Origin of the sequence: Variovorax sp. Varisp36, assembly GCF_047304235.1 — a bacterium.
In the GTDB taxonomy this organism is placed as follows: Bacteria; Pseudomonadota; Gammaproteobacteria; order Burkholderiales; family Burkholderiaceae_C; genus Variovorax.
In genome coordinates, this window is the sequence record NZ_JBGLYU010000044.1 from 1 (window position 1) to 21,892 (window position 21,892).

Annotated in this window: 18 protein-coding genes; 6 read left to right on the forward strand and 12 right to left on the reverse strand. The window is 67.9% G+C overall.

Annotation, left to right across the window (positions count from 1 at the left end):
* From ACCD11_RS22110 to ACCD11_RS22140, 7 genes are all read right to left on the reverse strand, one after another.
* Positions 1-2,749 (reverse strand): type VI secretion system Vgr family protein (locus tag ACCD11_RS22110; protein ID WP_413315474.1); only part of this gene is annotated, 2,749 nt, incomplete at its 3' end.
* 307 nt (positions 2,750-3,056) lie between these two features.
* Entirely contained in the window at positions 3,057-5,276 is a 2,220-nt protein-coding gene (locus ACCD11_RS22115; protein ID WP_413315475.1) for a LamG-like jellyroll fold domain-containing protein, read from the reverse strand.
* A 94-nt stretch (positions 5,277-5,370) separates the two neighbouring features.
* Complete coding sequence (locus tag ACCD11_RS22120) at positions 5,371-6,564, reverse strand: MFS transporter (protein WP_007828852.1); 1,194 nt, start codon at positions 6,562-6,564, stop codon at positions 5,371-5,373.
* Entirely contained in the window at positions 6,564-7,676 is a 1,113-nt protein-coding gene (gene aroC / locus ACCD11_RS22125) for a chorismate synthase (protein ID WP_413315476.1), read from the reverse strand. The genes ACCD11_RS22120 and aroC overlap by 1 nt, the downstream gene beginning before the upstream one ends.
* A gap of 32 nt (positions 7,677-7,708) precedes the next feature.
* Positions 7,709-7,894 (reverse strand): hypothetical protein, encoded by a 186-nt coding sequence (locus ACCD11_RS22130; RefSeq protein WP_007828850.1) that lies wholly within the window; start codon positions 7,892-7,894, stop codon positions 7,709-7,711.
* Positions 7,895-7,994: 100 nt separating this feature from the next.
* Complete coding sequence (locus ACCD11_RS22135) at positions 7,995-8,459, reverse strand: SRPBCC family protein (RefSeq protein WP_413315477.1); 465 nt, start codon at positions 8,457-8,459, stop codon at positions 7,995-7,997.
* Complete coding sequence (locus ACCD11_RS22140) at positions 8,345-8,806, reverse strand: ArsR/SmtB family transcription factor (RefSeq protein ID WP_413315478.1); 462 nt, start codon at positions 8,804-8,806, stop codon at positions 8,345-8,347. The genes ACCD11_RS22135 and ACCD11_RS22140 overlap by 115 nt, the downstream gene beginning before the upstream one ends.
* Positions 8,807-8,954: 148 nt before the next feature.
* Here ACCD11_RS22140 and pip point away from each other — a divergent pair, with 148 nt between their 5' ends.
* The 6 genes from pip to ACCD11_RS22170 all read left to right on the forward strand — a co-directional run bounded on the left by pip (position 8,955) and on the right by ACCD11_RS22170 (position 15,266).
* Complete coding sequence (pip, locus tag ACCD11_RS22145; RefSeq protein ID WP_413315479.1) at positions 8,955-9,908, forward strand: prolyl aminopeptidase; 954 nt, start codon at positions 8,955-8,957, stop codon at positions 9,906-9,908.
* Between the two features lie 79 nt (positions 9,909-9,987).
* Positions 9,988-10,410: a cupin domain-containing protein gene (locus ACCD11_RS22150; RefSeq protein WP_007828846.1), complete on the forward strand. Its 423-nt coding sequence runs from the start codon at positions 9,988-9,990 to the stop codon at positions 10,408-10,410.
* Between the two features lie 184 nt (positions 10,411-10,594).
* Entirely contained in the window at positions 10,595-12,895 is a 2,301-nt protein-coding gene (locus ACCD11_RS22155; protein WP_413315481.1) for a TonB-dependent receptor, read from the forward strand.
* Between the two features lie 26 nt (positions 12,896-12,921).
* Positions 12,922-13,608 carry a Fe2+-dependent dioxygenase gene (locus ACCD11_RS22160; protein WP_413315482.1) on the forward strand — a complete coding sequence of 229 codons (687 nt, stop codon included), beginning with the start codon at positions 12,922-12,924 and terminating at the stop codon, positions 13,606-13,608.
* 85 nt (positions 13,609-13,693) lie between these two features.
* Positions 13,694-14,587 (forward strand): DUF2167 domain-containing protein, encoded by an 894-nt coding sequence (locus tag ACCD11_RS22165; RefSeq protein ID WP_157632114.1) that lies wholly within the window; start codon positions 13,694-13,696, stop codon positions 14,585-14,587.
* A 94-nt stretch (positions 14,588-14,681) separates the two neighbouring features.
* Positions 14,682-15,266, forward strand: coding sequence for a GbsR/MarR family transcriptional regulator (locus ACCD11_RS22170; protein ID WP_007828838.1), 585 nt, complete (start codon positions 14,682-14,684; stop codon positions 15,264-15,266).
* Positions 15,267-15,373: 107 nt separating this feature from the next.
* On the opposite strand, the gene cydX is transcribed toward ACCD11_RS22170, so the two are convergent.
* Genes cydX through cydD form a run of 5 tightly spaced genes read right to left on the reverse strand, consistent with a single transcriptional unit; the run spans position 15,374 to position 21,738 of the window.
* On the reverse strand, positions 15,374-15,523 hold the full coding sequence (gene cydX, locus ACCD11_RS22175) for a cytochrome bd-I oxidase subunit CydX (RefSeq protein WP_007828837.1): 150 nt from the start codon (positions 15,521-15,523) through the stop codon (positions 15,374-15,376).
* A gap of 14 nt (positions 15,524-15,537) precedes the next feature.
* The gene (cydB, locus tag ACCD11_RS22180; protein ID WP_413315483.1) at positions 15,538-16,692 is read right to left on the reverse strand and encodes a cytochrome d ubiquinol oxidase subunit II; all 1,155 of its coding nucleotides are present in this window, start codon (positions 16,690-16,692) and stop codon (positions 15,538-15,540) included.
* Positions 16,689-18,302 carry a cytochrome ubiquinol oxidase subunit I gene (locus tag ACCD11_RS22185; protein ID WP_007828834.1) on the reverse strand — a complete coding sequence of 538 codons (1,614 nt, stop codon included), beginning with the start codon at positions 18,300-18,302 and terminating at the stop codon, positions 16,689-16,691. The genes cydB and ACCD11_RS22185 overlap by 4 nt, the downstream gene beginning before the upstream one ends.
* A gap of 38 nt (positions 18,303-18,340) precedes the next feature.
* Positions 18,341-20,053, reverse strand: a complete 1,713-nt coding sequence (locus ACCD11_RS22190) for an amino acid ABC transporter ATP-binding/permease protein (protein ID WP_413315484.1) — start codon at positions 20,051-20,053, stop codon at positions 18,341-18,343.
* Positions 20,050-21,738, reverse strand: a complete 1,689-nt coding sequence (gene cydD / locus ACCD11_RS22195; protein WP_413315485.1) for a thiol reductant ABC exporter subunit CydD — start codon at positions 21,736-21,738, stop codon at positions 20,050-20,052. Before cydD ends, ACCD11_RS22190 begins: the two co-directional genes overlap by 4 nt.
* Between the last annotated feature and the right edge of the window lie 154 nt (positions 21,739-21,892).

Sequence of the window (21,892 nt, forward strand, 5' to 3'; positions counted from 1 at the left end):
CCCGGGGTTGCGGGGCCGGGGCGGGGGCCGCGGCGGCCGGGCCGAGCTGGCGCGCGCCCTGGGGGCGGGGGCCCGCGCCGCCGGCCTGCGCGGCCGCGGCGCCGCCGCCCGCCCCGCCGAGCAGCCCCGAGACGCCCGATGCAGCGCCGGCCGCATCGAAGCCACCGCCGGCCGGGGCCTTGCCCTTCCAGTCCTGCGGCGTGCCGAAGTAGCTGCCCTCCTCCCACGGATCGCGAGGGTCCTTGCCGAAGGTCACCTTGGCGGTGCCGATAGGCAGGCCTGCGACGCTCGCGAAGCCGTTGCGGTCCAGCGTTCCGGCGTGCGTGCCGCCTTCCGAATCGACCACGGTGAAATCGCCCTGCGCCACGCCCTGGTGCTTCTCGCCGGTCGGCTTGATGTACTGGTGGTAGAGATCGAGCTGGCCCTTGGGCACCTGCGGCGGATTGGGCAGCGCAGGCTTGCCCTCGCTGGCCGGCCCGACCAGACTGTGCACCGCGGCGTGCTCGCGCCAGGTACCGGAGGTGCCGTGCTCGATGCCGCCAGAGCTCCAGCGGCTGTAGCTCGAGCCGCCGTTGATCACCACCTCTTCCTTCGCCTGGATGGTGATCTTGTTGGCAGTCTGCGTGATGTTGAGCTTGGCCAGCACGTTGACGCTGTCCTTCAGCGCCTTGATGTCGATGTCGGCGCTGGCCGCCACCAGCCGCATGCCGGCCTTGGCGGCGAACAGGCGGATCGCGCTTTGCACGCTTACCAGCAGGCTCTTGCCCGCACTCACGCTGGTGTGGCCGCCGCTGGTGAGCGCGGTGTGCTCGCTGCTCACGATGTGGGTGGAACCTTGCGCCACGGTCTGCAGGCCGCGGGCGCTGGCCAGCGTCAGGTGCGGCTCCTGGAACTCGGGGAAGTCGCCCTGCTCGCGGTTGCCGCCCTGGCCCCTGATGGCGTCGTTCTGCGCCTTGAGGATCTCCGTGACCTCGTCCTGGTCGCCGGCGTCGTGCGCCTGCGCACCCCGTGCCACTTCGCTCAGGCCTTCGTGCATGTCGCGCGCCTGCGTGAGGCGGCCCACGGTCTCGCCCATGTCCGTCATGTGCGCCTGCGCGTTGGCCCGCGCCTCGGTGGTCACCAGCAATCCTTTGGCCGATCTCACCGCCCCATGCCCATCGGTACGCAGCTCGAAGCCCTGGCCTCGTGGCTCCTTGCGCCCAGCCGTGTCCTCGATGCGCCCGATATGCCCAACGCTCAACTGGCTGGCCTGGTGATCGCTGCGCAGCTGCGCCTGGATCTTCCCTGCCGTATCGTCGAGCACGATGTGGTTGCCTCGGCCCCCACCCAACTCGCGGCTGCGGATGCCCGACAGGTGCTTCTGCCCGGGCAGCTCCCACGCAGGCATGGTGTCGGCGTTGTGCACGCAGCCGGTGACGATGGGGTAGTCGGGGTCGCCGTTGAGGAAGTCGACGATGACCTCCATGCCGATGCGCGGCACGCTGGTCATTCCGAAGGTGGTGCCGGCCCATGCGGTGGACACGCGCACCCAGCAACTGGAGTTCTCGTTGTCCTGGCCAATGCGGTCCCAGTGGAACTGCACCTTGATGCGCCCGTACTGGTCGGTCCAGATCTCCTCGCCCGCCGGACCCACCACCTTGGCCGTCTGCGGGCCGCGTGTACGCGGCCTGGGGGTGGTGCGCGGCGGGCGCCACGCGTAGCTGGTGGGCTGAGCCTCGAAGGCGAAGCGCTGCACGGAGCCTTCGGTGCCGTCGGCGCCTTCGCTGGCCTGCAGGTTCTCCTGCAGGTGGTAGCTCACGCCCACGAGCAGGTACTGCTGGTTCTGGTCGGCCCTGGGATGGCCGGTCAGCCGCAGGGTGTGGCCGGTGGCCAGCTCGCGCAGGTTGGATCTGCCGGTGACGCGATTGCGCTGGCTGAGCTGTTCTTCGTTGCGGATGCGCGCATAGGTCTCGCCGTCGCCGTGCTGCACGAAACCGCCCGGCCATTCGTACTGTTCGTAGGCGTCGTGGTCGTGCCCGGGCGGCATCTGCCGCAGGTGCGACAGCTCGGCCTTGGGCTTCTCGAAGTCGTAGTCGTCGTTGTAGTGATGGCCGGGTCGCACCTCTTCGGCGATCTCCCACGCGTAGATGCGCTCGCGCTGGCCCATGCCGGACTTCTCCAGCGGGTGGTAGCGCACCTCCTCCCCGCCGGGCAGCGGGTTGTGCGAGTTCGCGATGTCGTCTGCGAACACGAGCACGTGCTGGCTCGCCTCGTGCCGGAAGTGGAAGTAGAGGCCTTCGAGTTCGCACAGGCGCGAGACGAAGTTGAAGTCGCTCTCGTGATACTGCACGCAGTAGTCCCAGCGCCGGTAGTCGCCGCGCGTGAGCTTCTTCTCGATGGGGTAGCCGTAGCTGCCGAGCACTTCCATGACGATGTCGGGCACGCTCTTGCCCTGGAAGATGCGGAAGTCGCTGCGCCGCGTGGCCAGCCACAACCAGGGACGCAATTGCAGGCGGTAGAAGGAATGGCGCGCGTCTTCTTGCTGCAGGCCGAACCGGGTGGCGATGCCGCCGAGGTAGCGCACGCCGCCCTCGGTTTCCACCGCCACGGTGGCCGCCTTGCCCAGCAGCGCCTTGGGGTCGATGCCGTTACTGCTGCCCAGCAGTTCAATGTCGAACGCGTAGAGCTGGCTCAGTGCCTCGCGGCCCACCAATTGGCGAAATTGCAACGCCTCGCCCAGCGGCGTCTGGATGCTGACGCGGCGGCTCATTGCGCCTCTGCATCCGGCAAATAAGCCAAATTGCTCAATTGCAATAAAACGAATAAGAATATTGTTTTAAAAATGAGCGCCACGCCCACCTCCCCGTGAATTACCTTTCCAATTATTCTAAATGGTCAATTTGCGTAAGACCCAATGCAAAAAATGGAGATGCGGCCGACCGACAGCGCAGCCCAATCAAAGGCCTTGCTGGCGATCGGCAACTCGAGCGGGTTATTGCAGACCCGTGCGGAATAGCAAGAATCCCATGCTCCCGGGATCAGCCCCGCAATTCATCCCCGAAAAGAAATCCAACGGCTCATGCCGCCTTGCGCGACGTCAGCCACTGCGCCGGCGTCAAAGCCGCCGCCACCACGCGCACCTCGCCGATGTTGCCGAAGAAGCCGTCGGCGCGAGCGCCGTCCCACGAGCCGCCGCCCACCACCCACGGCGAGGTGGCCGAAAGCGTGGCCAAGCCCGGGATGGCCGACGCATTGCGCAGCACCGGCGCGCCTTCGACGTACATCGTGGTGTCGTGCGACACCGGGTCGTTCACGATCGCGACGTGCACCCAGCGGTCGGCAATCACTTCGCCTGACCAATTGGCCTTGGGCGCGCGCGTGCCGGCCGGGCTCGGCACCACCTCCCACTGCACCTCGCGCAGGCTCGAAATGGCGAACAGCATCGGCGGAGACTCCGGATCGCCACCCGAGTAGCCAGCCAGATCGCCGCGGCGGCCGTCGCGCGTCATGATGTTCATCCACGCCTGGTTGCCGCTGGCCCAGCTCTTGTCGATCTTGATGAAGGCCTCGACCGTGTAGCCGTTCTCCAGCGTCTGCGCGTTGATCGGCGCCGCCGCGTCGGTGAGGAAGTAGCTCAGCCGCGGCGTGTTCTTGTTGGTGTTGAGGAAGCGCACCGAGCCCGGCGCCGCCGACAGGTAGTGCCGGTCGTCGGTCCACACGATGTCGCCATCGGCGGCGCCGACGATGCCGCCCTGGTTCAGCGCATCGCGGTGCAGGGGGTTGTTGCCCGTGACGTCCGCGACGACGGTGCCCGGCAGCACCGGCTGGTTGACCGCGCCGCCAAAGAAGCGCCAGTGCGCCAGCGTGTTCGCGACCTTCGGGTAGTCGTCCGAATTCGCGGCGGGCCGCTGCTCGACCGTCGCCGGGTCCTTGTAGTTGGCCAGGATCATCGCGCGGGCCTGGTCTACCAGGGAGCTGTCGATGGTGGCGCTGCCGGTGCCGAAGCTCTTGTTGAACCCCGCGAAGCGCTGCGCGAAGTCCACGTCGATGACGAAGGCTTCGTTGGGGGTGGTGAGCACTGCCTGGTCGAAGGTATTCAGCGTATTGGCCGGCTTCTGCGGCACCCAGGGCGAGAACGACAGCACCTTGATCTGCTTGTTCGTCAGGTCGAATTCGTAGAGGCGCATCAGGCCGTTGCCGCCTTGGTAGGCCATCTGGTAATCGACCACCATCTCCTCGACCTTGTGGCCGAAGTCGTTGGTCTTCGTGAGGTGCGCGGCGCCGTGATGGTGGCCGTTGAGCGTCATGAAGATCTGGTCGTTGTCGCGGATCAGCTTCTCCCAGAGCATCCTGCCGTAATCGGTTTCGAGCGGGCTCTTGCCGTCGGCGTCGATATTCAGCAACTGGTGGTTCACCAGAACGACGGGCAGCGTCGGGTTCTTCGCAATCACTTGGCGAGCCCAGGCAATGCCCGCGGCGGAGATGCGCCACGACAGCGACAGCACCATGAACTTCTGGCCCTGCGCCTCGAACACGTGGTATTCGTGAAAGCCACTCGGGTCGCGCGCGCCGAAGGTGGTCTGCTTCTTCGCGCGCTCGGGGCCGAACCACTGGATGTAAGGCTCCTTGGTGGGGTCGCGGTCGGCATCGGTGCCGCCGACGGGGTCGACGCTGTAGTCGAAATCCTTCAGCACGTCGTGGTTGCCGGCAAGCACGCTGTAGGGCAGCTTCGCGTCTTCGAGCACCTTCATGGCGGCATCGGCCACCTTCCACTGGTCGGGCTTGCCGACCTGGTCGACCACGTCGCCGAGATGGATGGTGAACGGGATGTTCAACGCCTTGGCGTTGGCCGCGATCCATTTCGTCTGCGCGGCGAAAGGTGCGCTGCCGAAGCGCTTGTCGTACTGGTCGCTCTCGGCGGCGGTGGCGTAGCGCGCATAGAACTGCGTGTCGGGCATCACGGCGAGCGCGAAGCTGGAGATCTTGGCAGCGGCGGCCGGCGGTGCTGGCGTGGGTGCTGGTGCCGACGTGGATGCCGGTGTCGGCGCGGGTGCTGGCGCCGATGCAGGCGCTGGCAGCGGACCGAAGGCGGGTGAACTGCCGCCGCCACCACCGCCGCAGGCGGCAATCAAGGCACTGCTGCCGCTGACCGTCAGCAGCGATGCACCCAGCTTGAGCACCTGGCGGCGCGGTGGGGTGCGGTGGTTGTCACCGCCATTCGATGGGGAATTGCTCGGTTCGGCAGGCGCGGCAACGCGCGGCGCGCGGGCGCCGCGCGAATCGTCGGAAACGGACATGGGAAATGAGGAGAAATTGCGAAGCGCGCAGCGTAGGAGGCTGCGATGACACGGGCATGCAAGGCCCGTGTCACTTCGGTGCACCGGTTCGCGTTCAGGCGTTGCGCGCTCGCTCCATCCGCTCCAGCTTCACCACCTGCCATGCGCACAGGCTGCCGAGCACCGCCAGCAGCGCCGCCGCGGTGAACATCGTGCGGTAGCCGAAAGCCTGCGCGACCGCGCCGCCAAGCAGCACGCCCAGAACGCCGCCAAAGCCATAGCCGATCACCGTGAACAGCGCCTGGCCGCGTCCGCGCAGATGGCCGGGAAAGCGGCGCGACACCACCGCGATGCAGGTCGTGTGGTGCGCCGCGAAGCTCAGCGCATGCAGCCACTGCGCCACGACGAGCGCCGCGATCCAGCCGCCGAGCCCTGCCGTCAACCCCAGCCGCGCGACGGCCGCGATGCCGCACACCAGCATCCAGCGCGGCATCGGCATCAGGCCGATGAGCCGGCCCTGCAGGAAGAACCAGACGATCTCCGCCACCACCGACAGCGCCCACAGCAGGCCGATGGTGCTCTTGCCGTAGCCGATCGAATCGAGGTACAGCGAGAAGAACGCGTACACCGAGAAGTGCGACATCACCTGGAAGAACAGCGCCGCGAAGAACCATTGCACCGACGGGTTGCGCAGCACCGGGCCGATGGGCACCCTCACCGCATCGTGGGCGGCGGGCGGCTCGCGCACGTCCGGCAGCTTCATCGTCGCGAGCAGCACGATGGCCAGCGTGCCGGCCGCCCAGGCCGGAAAGTGCTTCATGCCGAAGCGCTCGAACCACTCGCCCGCCACGAACACCGTGAGCAGGAAGCCGGCCGAGCCGCACAGCCGGATGCGCCCGTAGCGCCCCCAGTCGCCGGCCACCAGCTGCGCCATTGCGGCCTCGGTGAGCGACATCATCGAACTGGTGTGGGTGAACATCACGAGCAGCACCAGCGCGAGCCACCAGGCACCGCCGTGCCACCACAGCCCGAAGGAACTGAGCAGCGCCACCGCCGCGCTGAAGCGCAGCAGCTTGACCCGCTGCCCCGTGTGGTCGCTGAGCGCGCCCCAGGCGTACGGCGCAAACACCCGCGTGATCGACTGCACCGACGCCAGCAGGCTGATGGTGAAGATCGGAAGCCCCAGGTCCTTGAGCCAGAGTGGCAGGTAGGGATTGAAGAAGCCGATGTGCGCGAAATAGCTGGCCGACAGACCAGCGAACGCCAGCAGGTGGCCGCGCCCGGCGGCCACTGGCGGCGGGGCGGACACTACAGGAAGGACGCCTGCGGCGACGCAGCTTCGGTCGCGTTGGCTTGCGTCTGCACGTCGCCGCACTGCGCGCGGTTGCGCAGCGCGTGCTCCATGACCACCAGCGCCAGCATGGCCTCGGCGATGGGCGTGGCGCGGATGCCGACGCACGGGTCGTGGCGGCCCTTCGTAACGACCTCGACGGGGTTGTTGTGGATGTCGATGGACTGGCGCGGGCTGATGATCGAGCTGGTCGGCTTGATCGCGATGGTCACCTCCAGGTCTTGCCCGGAACTGATGCCGCCGAGGATGCCGCCCGCGTTATTGGTGACGAAGCCGGTGGGCGTGATCGAGTCGCCATGCGTGGTGCCGCGCTGGGTGACGCTGTCGAAGCCGGCGCCGATCTCGACGGCCTTTACCGCGTTAATGCCCATCATCGCGTAGGCGATCTCTGCGTCGAGTTTGTCGAACAACGGCTCACCGAGCCCGATGGGCACGTTCGTGGCGGTGACGCGGATGCGCGCGCCGCACGAATCGCCGGCCTTGCGCAGGCGGTCCATGTAGTCCTCCAGCGCGCTCACGTCGGCGATGGGGGCGAAGAAGGGATTGTTGGGCACGTGCTCCCAGCTCTCGAACGGAATGGCGATTTCGCCGATCTGCGTCATGCAGCCGCGGAACACCATGCCGTATTTCTCGGCCAGCCACTTCTTGGCAACGGCGCCGGCCGCGACCATGGGGGCGGTCAGCCGCGCCGAGGAACGCCCGCCACCGCGCGGGTCGCGGATGCCGTACTTCTTCCAGTAGGTGAAGTCGGCATGGCCGGGGCGGAATTGCTGGGCAATCTGCCCGTAATCCTTGCTGCGCTGGTCGGAGTTCTGGATCAGTAGTGCAATCGGGGTGCCGGTGGTCTTGCCTTCGTACACGCCGGAGAGGATCTGCACCGCGTCGGGCTCGTTGCGCTGGGTGACGTGGCGGCTGGTGCCGGGGCGCCGACGGTCCAGGTCGCCCTGGATGTCGGCCTCGCTCAGTGCCATGCCGGGGGGGCAGCCGTCGATGACGCAGCCGATGGCCGGGCCGTGCGACTCGCCGAAATTGGTGACCGCGAAGAGTGTTCCGAAGGTGTTGCCGCTCATGCCCGGGATTATCCCCACAAAGCGGCCGCCCCTCAGTCGGTCGTGTTTTCCATGCGCTTGGTCAGCGCGCCCACCTGCAGCTCGATGGAAAACAGCCGTTCGTTCAGCACGGCTGTCTGGAGCCGGATCGCCTCGATGATGGCCTTGGTCTGCGGGTCGGAGGTGTTGTCGCAGAGTTCGGCCAGGTCGTGCAGCTTCTTGCGCAGTTCATTGCTCATGGGAGGCTCCGGTAATCCATCGCGTCGTGGAAGCCCCAGTATGGGGTTTCGTCATCGCTGCGGCAATGCGGCGCCACCCGGGGCTTCGGGTGCACGCGCTTCACGCTGGCGGCAGCAGCCAGCCTTCGAGCTTGGCGAGAGCGCCGGTCCAACCGTGGGTGTGGCTGTCGCGCGCGGCCTCGTCGAAGAACTGTTCGTGCAGCAACACCAGTTCACAGCCCTCGGCATCGGGTTCGATGCGCACGGTGACGCGCGACTCGCGCTCCGGCGTGCTGCGCCATGCCCAGCTGAAGACCAGCTTGCGATGGGGCACCACCTCGAGGTAGGTGCCGCTCACGTCGTGCGTTTCACCGTCGGCCGCCAGCATGGCCACGCGGAAGCGGCCGCCCACGCGCAGGTCGACCTCGGCGATGGGGACCGAGACGATCTCCGCGGGCCCGAACCAGCGCTTCAGCGCTTGCGGGTCGGTCCACGCGCGCCAGACTTTGTCGGGCGCAACGCGGTAGTGCCGGCGGAGCGTGAGCGAGGGGCGCTCGGCGGCGTCTCGGGCAGAAGGGTTCTCCATTCGGTCTCCTCCTGGTGATAGAGAAAGCGCGCCAGTGCATCGAGGCGCCCGGTCCAGAATTTCTCGTAGCGCGACAACCACACGGCAGCCTCCTGCATAGGCAGGGGCGAAAGCGCGCAGCGCACGATGCGGCCCTCTTTCGTGCGCGAGATCAGGCCGGCCTCTTCGAGCACGCGCAGGTGCTTCATGAAGCCGGTGAGCGACATGCCGTGCGGCTCGGCCAGTTCGGTCACGCTGAGGCTGCGTTCGCCCAGGGTTTCGAGCACCGCGCGGCGCGTGGAATCGGAAAGCGCGGCGAAGACTGCGTCGAGGGTGACGGCGTCCGGGAGGGCGATTGAGTGAACCATACGGTTGAGTATCTGGAGGGCCCATGGGCTCGTCAAGCCGTGTTTCGACGACATGCGTGGCAAGCTCCGACACGTTGCCGCAGCTCATCTTCCCCGGGGCCATATGCTCGACCTCGGAGCGCCAACACCCGCCAAAGGAGAACCATCGATGCCCGACCTGCGCCAACCGTACCCCCCGATCGAACCCTACGAAACCGGCATGCTCGACGTGGGCGACGGCCACCTCGTCCGCTACGAACGCGTGGGCACGCCCGGCGCCAAGCCGGCGGTCTTCCTGCATGGCGGGCCCGGCGGCGGCATCTCGCCCGAACACCGGCGGCTGTTCGATCCGGCGCGCTACGACCTGATGCTGTTCGACCAGCGCGGCTGCGGCCAGTCGCAGCCGCACGCCGGCCTGGATGCCAACACCACCTGGCACCTGGTGGCCGACATCGAGCGCCTGCGCGAGCGCGTAGGTGTCGATCGCTGGCTGGTGTTCGGCGGCTCGTGGGGCTCCGCGCTCGCCCTCGCCTATGCGCAGAAACACCCCGAGCGCGTGAGCGAACTGGTGCTGCGCGGTATCTACACCGTGACCCGCGCCGAGCTGCAGTGGTACTACCAGTTCGGCGTGTCGGAGATGTTCCCCGACAAGTGGGAGAAGTTCCAGGCGCCCATTCCCGAGGCCGAACGCGGCGACATGATCGCGGCCTACCGCAAGCGCCTGACCAGCGACGATCCGGTGGCGCGCATCGAGGCGGCTCGCGCCTGGAGCGTATGGGAGGGCGAGACCATCACCCTGCTGCCGAACCCCGCGCTCGCCGAGACGCATGCCGGCGATCATTTCGCGCTGGCCTTCGCGCGGCTGGAGAACCACTACTTCGTGCACGACGCCTGGCTCGAAGACGGCCAGCTGCTCCGCGACGCGCACAAGCTGCACGGCATCCCCGGCGTGATCGTGCACGGCCGCTACGACATGCCCTGCCCCGCGCGCTACGCCTGGGCGCTGCACAGGGCCTGGCCCGAAGCAGAGTTCCACCTGATCGAGGGCGCGGGGCATGCCTACTCGGAGCCCGGCATCCTCGACCAGCTGCTGCGCGCGACCGACAGTTTCGCAGGCCGCTGAATCGCGCCTGGCCGGCCCGACCTGGGAACGCTTTATGCGTGTTGCACCGCAACACCCATCACCTGCGAAGGAGCGCCCCATGCCGGACCGTACCGCCACCCAGTTCTCCCATGTGAAGCCCGGTGACACCGAGTTCGTATCGGGTGGCTTGCGTGACTTTTTTCTCTACCGCGACCTGGGTATCGCCGAAGCCACCAACGGCAAGGTGATCGCGCATCTGGTCAAGGCCAACATGGCACCGGAAACGGGCACGGGCTGGCACCGCCATGAGGCGGACTTCCAGATCGTGATCATGGTCAAGGGCTGGGCCCGCTTCATGTACGAGGACAAGGAAACGCTGGTCGAGGCCGGCGACGTGGTGCACCAGCGGCCAGGCATCCGGCACTTCCTGTTCGACTACTCGCCGGACATGGAGTACCTGGAAATCGTCTCGCCGGCGGACTTCAAGAGCGTCGACGTGGAGCCGGTGTGCGAGATTCCGCCGCCGACGCCCTGGAAGTAGAGTCGCACGGCCACCGGCGGGCGGCTTTTACTCCAAATAACCTGTCTCCAACCTGACCTCGCACGTAAAGACGGCGGAGCTGTCTCCTCGGCCAAACATCGGGCGAGGAAAGTGTCAAACAAGAGTGATTCGCAGTCAGAATCCCGGCCGACGCTTTTGTTTGCGTCCTCTCGAAGGCTCCACGATGACTCCCCCCACCCGCTCGATGCGTCGCCGCACGCCCGTCGCACTGGCCCTGATCGGCCTGTGCGCTTCCTCCCTCCCCACGGCGTTCGCTCAACAGGTCGCGCAGCCCGCCGCGTCCTCGCCCGCCCCCAAGCCCTCGCCCGCTGCCGGCACCTCCGTGCCCACCACGCTGCGCGAAGTCCAGGTCCAGGATGCGCAGGACAAGACAGGCTTCGGTGCCAACCCTGCCTCGCTCAACCGCCTGCCGGCCGACCTGCGCGATGCGCCGCAGTCCGTCACCGTCATCAACCAGGCCGTGATGCAGTCGCAAGGCGCCACCTCGCTCGCGAGCGCGCTGCGCAACGTGCCGGGCCTGACCATCGGCGGCGCCGAAGGCGGGCAGATCGGCACCAACATCAACCTCAACGGCTTCTCGGCGCGTACCGACATCTACCTCGACGGCGCACGCGACCGCGCCCAGTACTACCGCGACACCTTCGCGCTCGAATCGGTCGAGGTGCTGATGGGCCCCTCGTCGATGCTGTTCGGCCGCGGCTCCACCGGCGGCGTGATCAACCAGGTCACGAAGAAGCCTTCGCTCACGCCCGCGGGCGAGGTCTCGGTGTCGGCCAGCACCACGGGCCTCGTACGCTCGACGATCGACGTCAACCGCCCGCTGTCCGACACCTCGGCCTTCCGCATCGCGGCCATGGGCCAGCAGGGCGACGCCAGCACGCGCGAACAGACGAAGCTGAAGGACTTCGGCCTCGACGCCTCGCTGAAGTTCGGCATCAACACGCCGACGCAGGTCACGCTCTCGGCGCTGGTGCAGCACAACCGCGACCAGCCCGACTACGGCGTGCCGCCACTCAACGGCCGCCCGGCCAAGGTCGACCGCGACACGGCCTACGGTTTCAGCGACGACCGCACGATCTCCGACATCCAGGCCTTCAGCGCCGTGGTGCAGCACAAGCTCACCCCCGACACGTCGATCCGCAACCAGACGCAGTACAACGACGTGACCACCGACGCACGCGAGACCGCGCCGCAGGGCATCGGCACCCTGTCGACCAAGGGCGTGTTCACGCCCCTGTCCACCGGCACCACGGCCGCGCCCGCGGCCGCGTTCTCGTCGCTGCCGCTGAGCAGCCTGTGGGTGCGCCAGCAAAGCCATGACCGCACGATCCACGACAAGTCGCTGTTCAACCTGACCGAGCTCAACACGAAGTTCACCACCGGCTCGGTCAAGCACACCCTGCTCGCGGGCCTGGAACTGGGCCACGACACCTACGACAACCAGACGTACTACCGCAACGGCACCTGCAACGGCGTGGCGCTGAACCCGGTGGGCGGCACCAGCGGCTACGCGACATGCTCGCCGCTGCTCGCGCCGTACCAGGGCAACACGCCGGGCACCGCGCCCAGCCTGCGCGGCAACCTCGCCACCGCGAGCGCCACCACGGTGGCCGGCTACGTCAACGACACCATCGAGCTGAGCCCCCAATGGAAACTGGTGGCTGGCGTGCGGCAGGACCACTACCGCGCAAGCGTCTACAACAGCATCCCGACCGCGACCACGCTCGGCAGCGAAAGCCAGACCGTCGACTTCACCAGCGTGCGCGCCGGCGCGATCTGGCAGCCCACGCCCTCGCAGTCGTACTACGTGTCGTACAGCACCTCGTTCAACCCCTCGCTCGAACAGCTCGTCGCCACCACGGGTGCCACGCAGCCGCTGCCGCCGCAGAAGAACAAGGCCTACGAACTCGGCGGCAAGTGGGACCTGAACGACGGCAACCTCTCGCTGACAGCGGCCGCCTTCCAGATCACCCAGACCAACGCGCGCTCGCAGAACAGCGACGGCACCTACAGCGCGACCGGCACGGTGCGCGTGAACGGCGCGCGCGCCGGTGTCGCGGGCCGGGTGACCGACAAGCTCCAGCTGTTCGGCGCCTACACGCACCTGGATGCCACCATCGTCAACGGCATCGCGCCCGGCACGCTCGGCAAGACGCCCGCCAACACGCCGAAGGACGCGGCCAGCCTGTGGGCCACCTACGCCATCACGCCCGAATGGGAGATCGGCGGCGGCACCACCTACAGCGCGAAGCGCTTCGCGAACAACACCAACCTCGTGCAGGTCGGCGGCTACGCGCGCCTCGACGCGATGGTGGCTTACCATCAGCCCAAGTACGACATCCGGCTGAACCTGTTCAACCTGGCCAACCGCTACTACTACGACGCGCTGATCCCCTCCGACGGCGGCCGTGCAGTGCCGGGCTCGGGCCGCGCCGCCACACTGTCGCTCACCTACCGCCTTTGAGGCCCTGAAGAAGAAGACGATTCGCCATGCTGGTCTGCATTCCCGGCATCCTGGACCGCGAAGCGCTTGCGGCGGTCCGCGCGCGCCTCGATGCGGCCGGCGATGCGTGGATCGACGGCCGAGTCACCGCGGGCCACCAGGGCGCGCCGGTCAAGTTCAACCAGCAGATCGACGAAGGCTCGGCGGTGGCGCACGAATGCCAGTCCATCGTGGCGAGCGCGCTCGAACGCCACCCGACCTTCATCAGCGCGGCGCTGCCGAACCTGCTGTACCCGCCGATGTTCAACCGCTACAGCGAAGGCATGCGCTTCGGCCTGCACGTGGACGGCGGCGTACGCATCGACCCGCGCACCGGCCGCAAGCTGCGCACCGACCTGTCGGCCACGCTGTTTTTGTCGGACGCCGACAGCTACGACGGCGGCGAGCTGCAGATGGAAGACACGCACGGCATGCAGACCGTGAAGCTCGCGGCCGGCGACATGGTGCTCTACCCCGCCACCAGCCTGCATCAGGTGACGCCCATCACGCGCGGCGTGCGCGTCGCGTGTTTCTTCTGGGTGCAGAGCCTCGTGCGCGACGCGGGCGACCGCGCGCTGCTGTTCGACATGGACAACGCGATCCAGCGGCTCAACCAGAGCGGCGCCGACGAATCGGCGCGCCGCACGCTCGTAGGCACGTACCACAACCTGCTGAGGAAGTGGAGCGACACCTAGTTCTTTAAACTCTCCCGGCTCACCAGACATACAACAACCGAGGAGAGAGAACTTGCGTATTCAAACCACCCGCCTGACAGCCGGCGTGCTGCTCGCGTGCGCCGCTTTCGTGGCCCACACCGGCCACGCCGCATCGCCGACCGGCACCACCCCGTCCACCCCCGCTTCGACCGCCAGTTCGCTGGAAGCCGAGCAGGACGCCGCCTTCAAGGCTGCCAAGGCCGTGCAGAAGGCCGGCCCCGCCGACATCGTGCTGCGCGACCAGGCCCACCTTCAGCTGCCCGCGGGCTATGTGTGGGTGCCGACGCCCGCCGCCGCGCAGTTGATGCGCAGCATGGGCAACCGCACCGACGACACCTTCGTCGGCGCGATCTTCCCCGCCGACGACGCCGACTGGATGGCCGTCGTGAAGTTCGTGAAAGAGGGCTATATCAAGGACGACGATGCGAAGGATTGGAACGCCGACGACCTGCTCAAGAGCCTGAAGGAAGGCACCGAAGCCGCGAACGAGGAGCGCGCCAAGCGCGGCATCCCCGCCATCGAGGTGACGGGCTGGGCGCAGAAGCCGCAGTACGAAGCCGCATCGCACCGCCTCGTGTGGTCGGCCCTGTCCCAGCGCAAGGGCAACACCGACGGCAGCCAAGGCGTCAACTACAACACCTACGCGCTGGGCCGCGACGGCTACCTGAGCCTGAACCTCATCACCAACGCCAAGGACCTCGACAAATACAAGCCCGACGCCAGCAAGCTGCTGGCCGCAATCCAGTACGACGACGGCAAGAAGTACGCGGACTTCAATTCATCGACCGACAAGGTCGCCGCCTACGGCCTGGCCGCGCTGGTGGCCGGCGTTGCGGTGAAGAAGCTGGGCCTGTTCGCGATTGCGCTGGCCTTCCTGGCCAAGTTCGCAAAGCTGGCCGTGGTGGCGGGCGGTGCGGCGCTGTGGGGCATCGCGAAGCTGTTCAAGAAGAAGGCTTGAGCGAGGGGGCCGGACTGAAGGACCGCGGCGGCGCAGCCGGACTGAGTTTTCAGAACGTCCCGGAATTCCAGCAATCCGGCACGACAATTCGGGCATGGCCACCTCCTCCGACCTCCCTCCCCTCAACCGCCAGTTCGTCGCGCATTTCGGCGAGATGGGCAGCAAGTGGGGCATCAACCGCACCGTCGGGCAGATCTATGCGCTGATCTTCCTGTCGGAGCGCGCGCTCAACGCCGACGAGATCGCCGAGCTGCTCGAGTTCTCGCGCTCGAACGTCAGCATGGGCCTGAAGGAACTGCAGGCCTGGCGGCTGGTGCACCTGCGGCATCACGCGGGCGACCGGCGCGAATACTTCGAGGCCCCCTCGGACGTGTGGGAAATCTTTCGCGTGCTGGCCGAGGAGCGCCGCCGCCGCGAGATCGAACCCACGCTCTCGATGCTGCGCAACGCGCTGCTCGAATCACCCACCAGCGACGCCGAACGCCACGCGCAGGAACGCATGCGCGAGATGCACGACCTGATCGACCGGCTGATGAAATGGTTCGACGACGTGCAGCGGCTCGCGCCCGAGACCGCCATGAAGCTCATGGGCATGGGCGCGACGGTGACGAAGGTGTTGACACTCAAGGACCGCATCACGGGGGGCGGCGTCTCGAAGAAGAAGCCCGCGGCGGATTGAAGGGGGCGCCGTTCGGGGGCGCTCACGCCGACGGGGGACCTTCGCGGAGAGGAGTACCCGGTGGCCTGTGCACGCCCCCAGACTGACCGCAAAAAGCGAATGGACTCTCAAAGCCGCTCCTGCCCCTGCGGCGCCTCTGGCATCTCGAGCTTCTCCCTGCGGATGGCGTCGTCGTCCATGAGTTCGTACCACATGGCATTGAGTACGGCGAAAGCGGCTGCCAGCGGCAGACCGAGGATCCAGGCGAAGTACCACATCTTTTTTCCTCCGTTCAGTAGGCGTGACCGCTCTCGTCGCGGATCGCCTGTTCGTCGACCTTGCCCCACAGCACGTGGTAGACCCAGCTGGTGTAGGCCACGATCAGGGGAATGAAGAAGGCCGTGACCACCAGCATGATGAACAGCGTGAGGTGGCTCGACGACGAGTCCCACACCGTGAGGCTCGCGCGCGGATCGATCGACGACGGCAGGATGAACGGGAACATCGATGCCCCCACGCTGAGGATGATGCCGGCGATGCCGAGCGCCGCCGCGAGCAGCGCGAGCACCGGGCGGCGCAGCGCGAGGCCGAGCAGCGCACCCAGCGCGCCGACGAAGCCCGCGGCCGGTGCGGCCCATGTCCACGGGTGCGCAGTGTAGTTGGCGGTCCACGCACCGGCGTGCAGCTCGACAGTCTTCAGCATCGGATTCGACGGTCCTATCGCATCGACCACGCTGCTGATGCGATAGCCGCCGATGCTCGTCGCCAGCAGGACGCCGGCCAGTGCATACAGCGCGATGGTGAGCACCGCGGCGACCATGCCGTAGCTGCGCGCGCGCTCGGCGACCGGCCCGGCCGTCTTCAGCAGCAGCCACGACGCGCCGTGCATCACGAGCATCGCCACCGACACCAGCCCGCACAGGATGGCGAACGGGTTCAGCAGGCCGAAGAAGCCGCCGTCGTAGAAGATGTGCATGTCGCTTCCGAAGCGGAACGGCACGCCCTGCAGCACGTTGCCCACGGCCACGCCGCAGATCAGCGCGGGCACGAAGCCGCTGAAGAACAGCACGCCGTCCCAGCGCGCGCGCCATTGCGGCGACTCGCGCTTGCTGCGGAACTTGAAGGCCACGGGCCGCAGGATCAGCGCCGTGAGAATCACGAACATCGCCAGGTAGAAGCCCGAGAAAGACACGGCGTACAGCTGCGGCCACGCCGCGAAGATCGCGCCGCCGCCGAGGATCAGCCACACCTGGTTGCCTTCCCACACCGGGCCCACGCTGTTGATGACGACACGGCGTTCGATGTCGTTGCGCGCCGCGAAAGGCAGCAGCATGCCGCTGCCCAGGTCGAAGCCGTCGGTCACGGCGAAGCCCACCAGCAGCACGCCGATCAGCAGCCACCAGATGATGCGAAGGGTGTCGTAGTCGAGGAGTGTGTGAAGGATCATGCGGCGCTCCCGGTGGTGGCAACAGCGGCGCCGGCGTGCGCCGGCGGAACGTGCGAGCGGGTGTCGCCCTCGTCGGGCGCGTGCTCGGCTTCAGGCCCCTTGCGGATGGCCTTGAGCATCAGCTTCATCTCGATGACGAGCAGCGTGCTGTAGATCGCGACGAAGCCCGCGAGCGTGAGCAGCAGCGTCTTCACGCCGAGGTTCGACACGGCCACCGCGGTTGGCAGCACGCCCTCGATCACCCACGGCTGGCGACCGAACTCCGCCACCAGCCAGCCCGACTCGATGGCAATCCACGGCAGCGGAATCGCGAACACGGCGAGCTTCAGCAGCCAGCGGTAGCGGTCCAGCCTGCGGCGTGCCGACAGCACGAAGAAAGTGGCGGTCAGCACGATCAGCAGCATGCCGATGCCCACCATCACGCGGAACAGCCAGAACAGCGGCGCCACTTGCGGCACGGTGTCCCACGCGGCCTTTGCGATCTGCTCGTCGGTGGCGGTGCGCGGGTCGTCCACGTAGCGCTTGAGCAGCAGCGCGTAGCCCATGTTGATGCCGTTGTCCTCGAAGTCGCCGCGCACGCCTTGCGTGACCTTGCCGGTGCCGCCGGCTTCGCGGATCTTCTGCAGCGCGTCGTACGCCTTGAGGCCTTCGCGGATGCGGGCTTCGGCGCGCTTCACGAGTTCGTCGATGCCGGGCATCACGGTGTCGAGCGAGCGCGTGCCGATCAGGCCCATCACCGCCGGGACGTGGATGGCGTAGTGCGTCTCGCGCGCCTGCTGGTCGGGAAACCCGATGACGGTGAAGGCGGCGGGCGCGGGCTGCGTTTCCCACATGGCCTCGATGGCGGCCAGCTTCATCTTCTGGTGTTCGCCCGAGAGGTAGCCGCTTTCGTCGCCGAGCACAGCGACCGACAGCGCCGCGGCCAGGCCGAAGGAGGCCGCGACGGTCATCGAGCGCTTCGCAAGCTCGAGGTGGCGCCCCTTGAGCACGTACCAGGCCGACACGCCGAGCACGAACACGGCCGCGCACACGTATCCCGCCGACACGGTGTGCACGAACTTGGCCTGCGCCACCGGGTTGGTCAGCACCGCGGCGAAGTCGGTCACTTCCATGCGCATGGTCTGCGGGTTGAAGGCCGCGCCCACGGGGTTCTGCATCCAGCCGTTGGCGATCAGGATCCACAGCGCCGAGAAGTTCGAGCCGATGGCCACGGCCCACGTCGCGATCAGGTGGCCCACTTTCGATAGCTTGTCCCAGCCGAAGAAGAACAGCCCGACGAAGGTGGCTTCCATGAAGAAGGCCATGAGCCCCTCGATGGCCAGCGGCGCGCCGAAGATGTCACCGACGTAGTGGCTGTAGTAGCTCCAGTTCATGCCGAACTGGAACTCCATCACGATGCCGGTGGCCACGCCCATTGCGAAGTTGATGCCGAACAGCACGCCCCAGAACTTCGTCATGTCGCGCCAGATCGTGCGACCGGTCATCACGTAGACCGTCTCCATGATCGCGAGAATGATCGAAAGCCCGAGCGTCAGCGGCACGAACAGGAAGTGATACAGCGCCGTGACGGCGAACTGCAGGCGCGATAGCGCGACGATGTCGAGGTCCATGAGTCTTCCTTTGTGTTCCCTGTTTTCCCGTTCTGAAATCAATCCGGCCGCAGGCTGCGCAACGCAGCGTCGAAGCCACCGCTGCCACGCCGCAGGTCGGCGGTGATGCAGCCCTGGTGCATGCACACGATGCGGTCGGCCAGCGCGGCTTCGCGGCGCAGGTGCGTGGCGATCAGCAAGGTGCGTCGGCCGGCGTGTTGCGCGAGGCGATGCAGCACGTCGTGCGCGGTAGCGGCATCGAGCGCCTCGGTCGGTTCGTCGAGCAGCCAGAGCGGTGCGGGGCGCAGCAGCAGGCGCGCCAGTGCGAGCCTGCGCGACTGCCCGCCCGAGAGGCCGAGGCCGCCCTCGCCGAGGCGGGTGCCAAGGCCGGCGGCCATCGCGCGCACGTCGCTTTCGAGACCTGCGGCGCGCAGTGCGGCGTGCAACTGCTCGTCGGTGGCGCCGGGGGCTGCAAGGCGGAGGTTGTCGCGCAGGCTGTCCTGGAACAGTTCGGTGCGCTGCGTGAGCAGGCAAGCGGGCTGCGCGCTCGTGCTGCCGGACTGTGGCGTGATCTCGTTGGCGACAGCTGCGAGCAGCGTGGACTTTCCGGCGCCGCTTGCGCCGATCAGGGCGACGCGCTCGCCTGCGTCCAGGGTCAGCGACACGTCGCGCAACACTTGCGTGCTGCTGCCGGGGTGAACCACCGTGACGCCCTTCAGCTGCACTGCGAAGGCCGCATCACGCTCTTGCGCCGCGGCAACCTCGTTGCCTTGCGCAGTCATGCGCGGCGCAAGGCGCCGCACCGCCAGCCACGTGCGGCCCGCATCGAGCGCACCACGGCGCAAGGCCGCGAAAGGTTCGGCCGCTGTGAGCGCCACCAGCAGTGCCAGCGCCGCAGCGGGCGCGCCGATGACGCCCTCGCCTGCCAGCACGCCGACGGCCAGCAGCACGCCGACGAGGGTCAGGGTGCTTGCGCTGCCATAGGCCAGACCAGCCGCCGCTTCGAGCTTGTTCAGCACGAGGTCCGCCTTGGCGAGGTGCATGTCGGCATTCATCAATGCCTCGCGCTGTGCGCCGATGCGGCCTGCCATCACAAGGTCGACCTGCCCCGCCACGAGGTCGACCGCGCGTGCGCGCAGCGCTTCCATGGCATGCGCCCGCTGCACGGCCGGTCGGCGCGCGCGCCTTGCGACGAGGAACGCGATGCCCCAGCCGACGACCACGAGCCAGAGCATCAGCGCAATGCCCATGCCGGCGTGCATGAAGCCGAGCACGAGGCCCGCCAGCAATGCAGCGCCCAATGTTGCAGCAGCCGGCACGAACAGGCGAAGGTAGAGCGACTCCAGCGCATCGATGTCGGCCGTCAGGCGAAACAGCAGGCGGGCCGGGCGCATCAGCAGTTCGCGCGCCGCCTCGGCCTTGGCCCAGCCGCGGAACAGGCGAACGCGCAGCGCGGCGAGCACGGCGAAGGTCGCGTCGTGTGTCACCAGCCGCTCGCCGTAGCGCGATGTCGTACGGCCGAGCGCCAGCAAGCGGATGCCGGCCGACGGCATGAACACGTCGAAGGTGAAGGCGGTGGCTGCATGAAGGCCGGCCAATGCGGTCGCGGTGATGAACCAGCCCGAAAGCCCGAGCAGTGCCATGCCTGCAAGCACTGTGACTGCCGCGAGCAGGCAGCCCAGCAGCAGGGGACGCGGCTGCGCGGCAAGGAAGGGGCGCAGCACCAGGCGCAGATCGCGCCAGTTCGCAGCGAAGAGAGGCGACGCCTTCATGCGGCCTTCTCCATCGCTTCGGCGCCAAGGTTCACTGCACGGTCCATGCGCGCAGCCAGCACCGGGTCGTGCGTGGCGACGACGAGGGTCTTGCCGCGCGCCAGCGCCACCAGCGCATCGGCCACGCGCTCGGCCGTTTCGGTGTCGAGGTGGGCCGTCGGTTCGTCCACCAGCAGCAGGTCGGCATGCGGATGCACCGCGATGCGTGCGAGCGCGAGCCGCACGGCTTCTCCGCCAGACAGGCCATGGCCGCCCTCTCCGATCGCCACGCCGGGATGCGCCTGCGCCACAGCGTCGAGCGACGCGAAGCGCATCGCCTCGGCGACCTCCGAGGTGCCCACCTCCGCGCGCCCCAACGCCACATTGGTCTTGACCGAGCCGGTGAAGACGTGCGGCGCCTGGCCCATCCATGCCATGCGCTGGCGCAGCGCCGCCACCGTGCGATCCGTGAGCACCACGCCGCCGACCGAGACCTCGCCGCGCGTCGCGGGCACGAGGCCTGCGAGCAAGGACAGCAAGGCGGTCTTGCCCGAGCCGCTGGGCCCCATCAACGCGATGTGTTCGCCGGCCGCGACGCGAAGCTCGAAGCCTTCGAAGACTTCTTGCGGCTCACCGGGCCAGGAGAAATGCAGGTTGCGGACGGCGACGGCCGGTGCCCCGCCGGTCGGAGCCATCGCTGCGCGCGTCAGCGAAGCGTTCGCACCGGGCAGCGGCAGTTCGTTGCGCTGCAAGCGGTCGAGCGCCTCCAGCGCCGCTTCGCCCCCAGCCCGGTCATGCCAGACCGCCGACAACTCGCGCAATGGCTCGAAGAATGCCGGCGCCAGCAGCAGCACGAACAGCCCCTCGCCCAGGCTCAGCTGCCGGCCCCAGGTGCCGAAGCCGAGCGTGCCCAACAAGTGGAAACCGACGTACGCGGCCACCATCGCCACACCCAGCGCCGAGAAAAGCTCCAGCACGGCCGACGAGAGAAACGCAATGCGCAGCACCGCCATCGTCCGCCGGCGCAGGGATTGCGCGGCATCGTCCAGCCGCAGCGCCGTGGCCTCCACCGCATCGAGCGCACGCAGCGTCGCCAGCCCGCGCAGGCGGTCGAGCAGGAACGCATTCATGCCGCCCATCTCCACCATCTGCGCCTGGCTCGCCGCCTTGGCACGCCAGCCGACGATGGCCATGAAGACCGGAATGAGCGGCGCCGCGACCAGCAGCACCAGCGAGGCCACCCACGAAAAGGCGGCCACCGCACACAGGATGAAGATCGGCACCACCGTCGCGCGCCAGCGCGCGGGCTGGTAGCGCACCAGGTACGGCACCAGCGCCTCGGCCTGCTCGGCGAGCACGCTGGCGGCCAGCCCGGAAGGCGCGCGGCCGCGATCCAGCGGCGAGCCGCCGGCCAGCGCCGCGGCTGTTTGCGCGCGCAGCGCCGTGAGCTGCGCGCGCGCCCGGGGGGAGGGGCCGCGCGCGCCCCCGGGCGCGCCGCCAGCCCGCCGCCGCCCCGGCAACCGGGTAGCCCCCGCGGGGCCCGGGACGGCCCCCCAACCCCCGCCCGCCGCCAGCCCCTGCACCGCCATCGCCAGCAGCGCCGCCTGCGGCAGCCAGAACAGCGCCGCGGCGCCCTGCACCATCCCGCCGACGTCGGGCGACGCGAAAGCCCGCAGCGGCGATCGGGGCGGCGAGTGCTTGGTCATTCCTTTTTTTCGTGTATTTTCAGTATTTACTGAAATTTCCACAATCATACCGGAGACGGGAGCGACTGACGAGCCCGCAGACTGCACGCTCCAGCGCTCGAGCGCAACCGGTTCAGGAAGATTCGGCCAGTGCGCCTGCGCGGGCGCGCCTGTC

Coding starts and splice junctions, on each gene's coding strand:
- ACCD11_RS22115 (WP_413315475.1), bottom strand. CDS start 5,276: ATGTCCGTTTCCGACGATTCGCGCGGCGCCCGCGCGCCGCGCGTTGCC.
- aroC (WP_413315476.1), bottom strand. CDS start 7,676: ATGAGCGGCAACACCTTCGGAACACTCTTCGCGGTCACCAATTTCGGC.
- ACCD11_RS22130 (WP_007828850.1), bottom strand. CDS start 7,894: ATGAGCAATGAACTGCGCAAGAAGCTGCACGACCTGGCCGAACTCTGC.
- ACCD11_RS22135 (WP_413315477.1), bottom strand. CDS start 8,459: ATGGAGAACCCTTCTGCCCGAGACGCCGCCGAGCGCCCCTCGCTCACG.
- ACCD11_RS22140 (WP_413315478.1), bottom strand. CDS start 8,806: ATGGTTCACTCAATCGCCCTCCCGGACGCCGTCACCCTCGACGCAGTC.
- pip (WP_413315479.1), top strand. CDS start 8,955: ATGCCCGACCTGCGCCAACCGTACCCCCCGATCGAACCCTACGAAACC.
- ACCD11_RS22150 (WP_007828846.1), top strand. CDS start 9,988: ATGCCGGACCGTACCGCCACCCAGTTCTCCCATGTGAAGCCCGGTGAC.
- ACCD11_RS22155 (WP_413315481.1), top strand. CDS start 10,595: ATGACTCCCCCCACCCGCTCGATGCGTCGCCGCACGCCCGTCGCACTG.
- ACCD11_RS22160 (WP_413315482.1), top strand. CDS start 12,922: ATGCTGGTCTGCATTCCCGGCATCCTGGACCGCGAAGCGCTTGCGGCG.
- ACCD11_RS22170 (WP_007828838.1), top strand. CDS start 14,682: ATGGCCACCTCCTCCGACCTCCCTCCCCTCAACCGCCAGTTCGTCGCG.
- cydX (WP_007828837.1), bottom strand. CDS start 15,523: ATGTGGTACTTCGCCTGGATCCTCGGTCTGCCGCTGGCAGCCGCTTTC.
- cydB (WP_413315483.1), bottom strand. CDS start 16,692: ATGATCCTTCACACACTCCTCGACTACGACACCCTTCGCATCATCTGG.
- ACCD11_RS22185 (WP_007828834.1), bottom strand. CDS start 18,302: ATGGACCTCGACATCGTCGCGCTATCGCGCCTGCAGTTCGCCGTCACG.
- ACCD11_RS22190 (WP_413315484.1), bottom strand. CDS start 20,053: ATGAAGGCGTCGCCTCTCTTCGCTGCGAACTGGCGCGATCTGCGCCTG.
- cydD (WP_413315485.1), bottom strand. CDS start 21,738: ATGACCAAGCACTCGCCGCCCCGATCGCCGCTGCGGGCTTTCGCGTCG.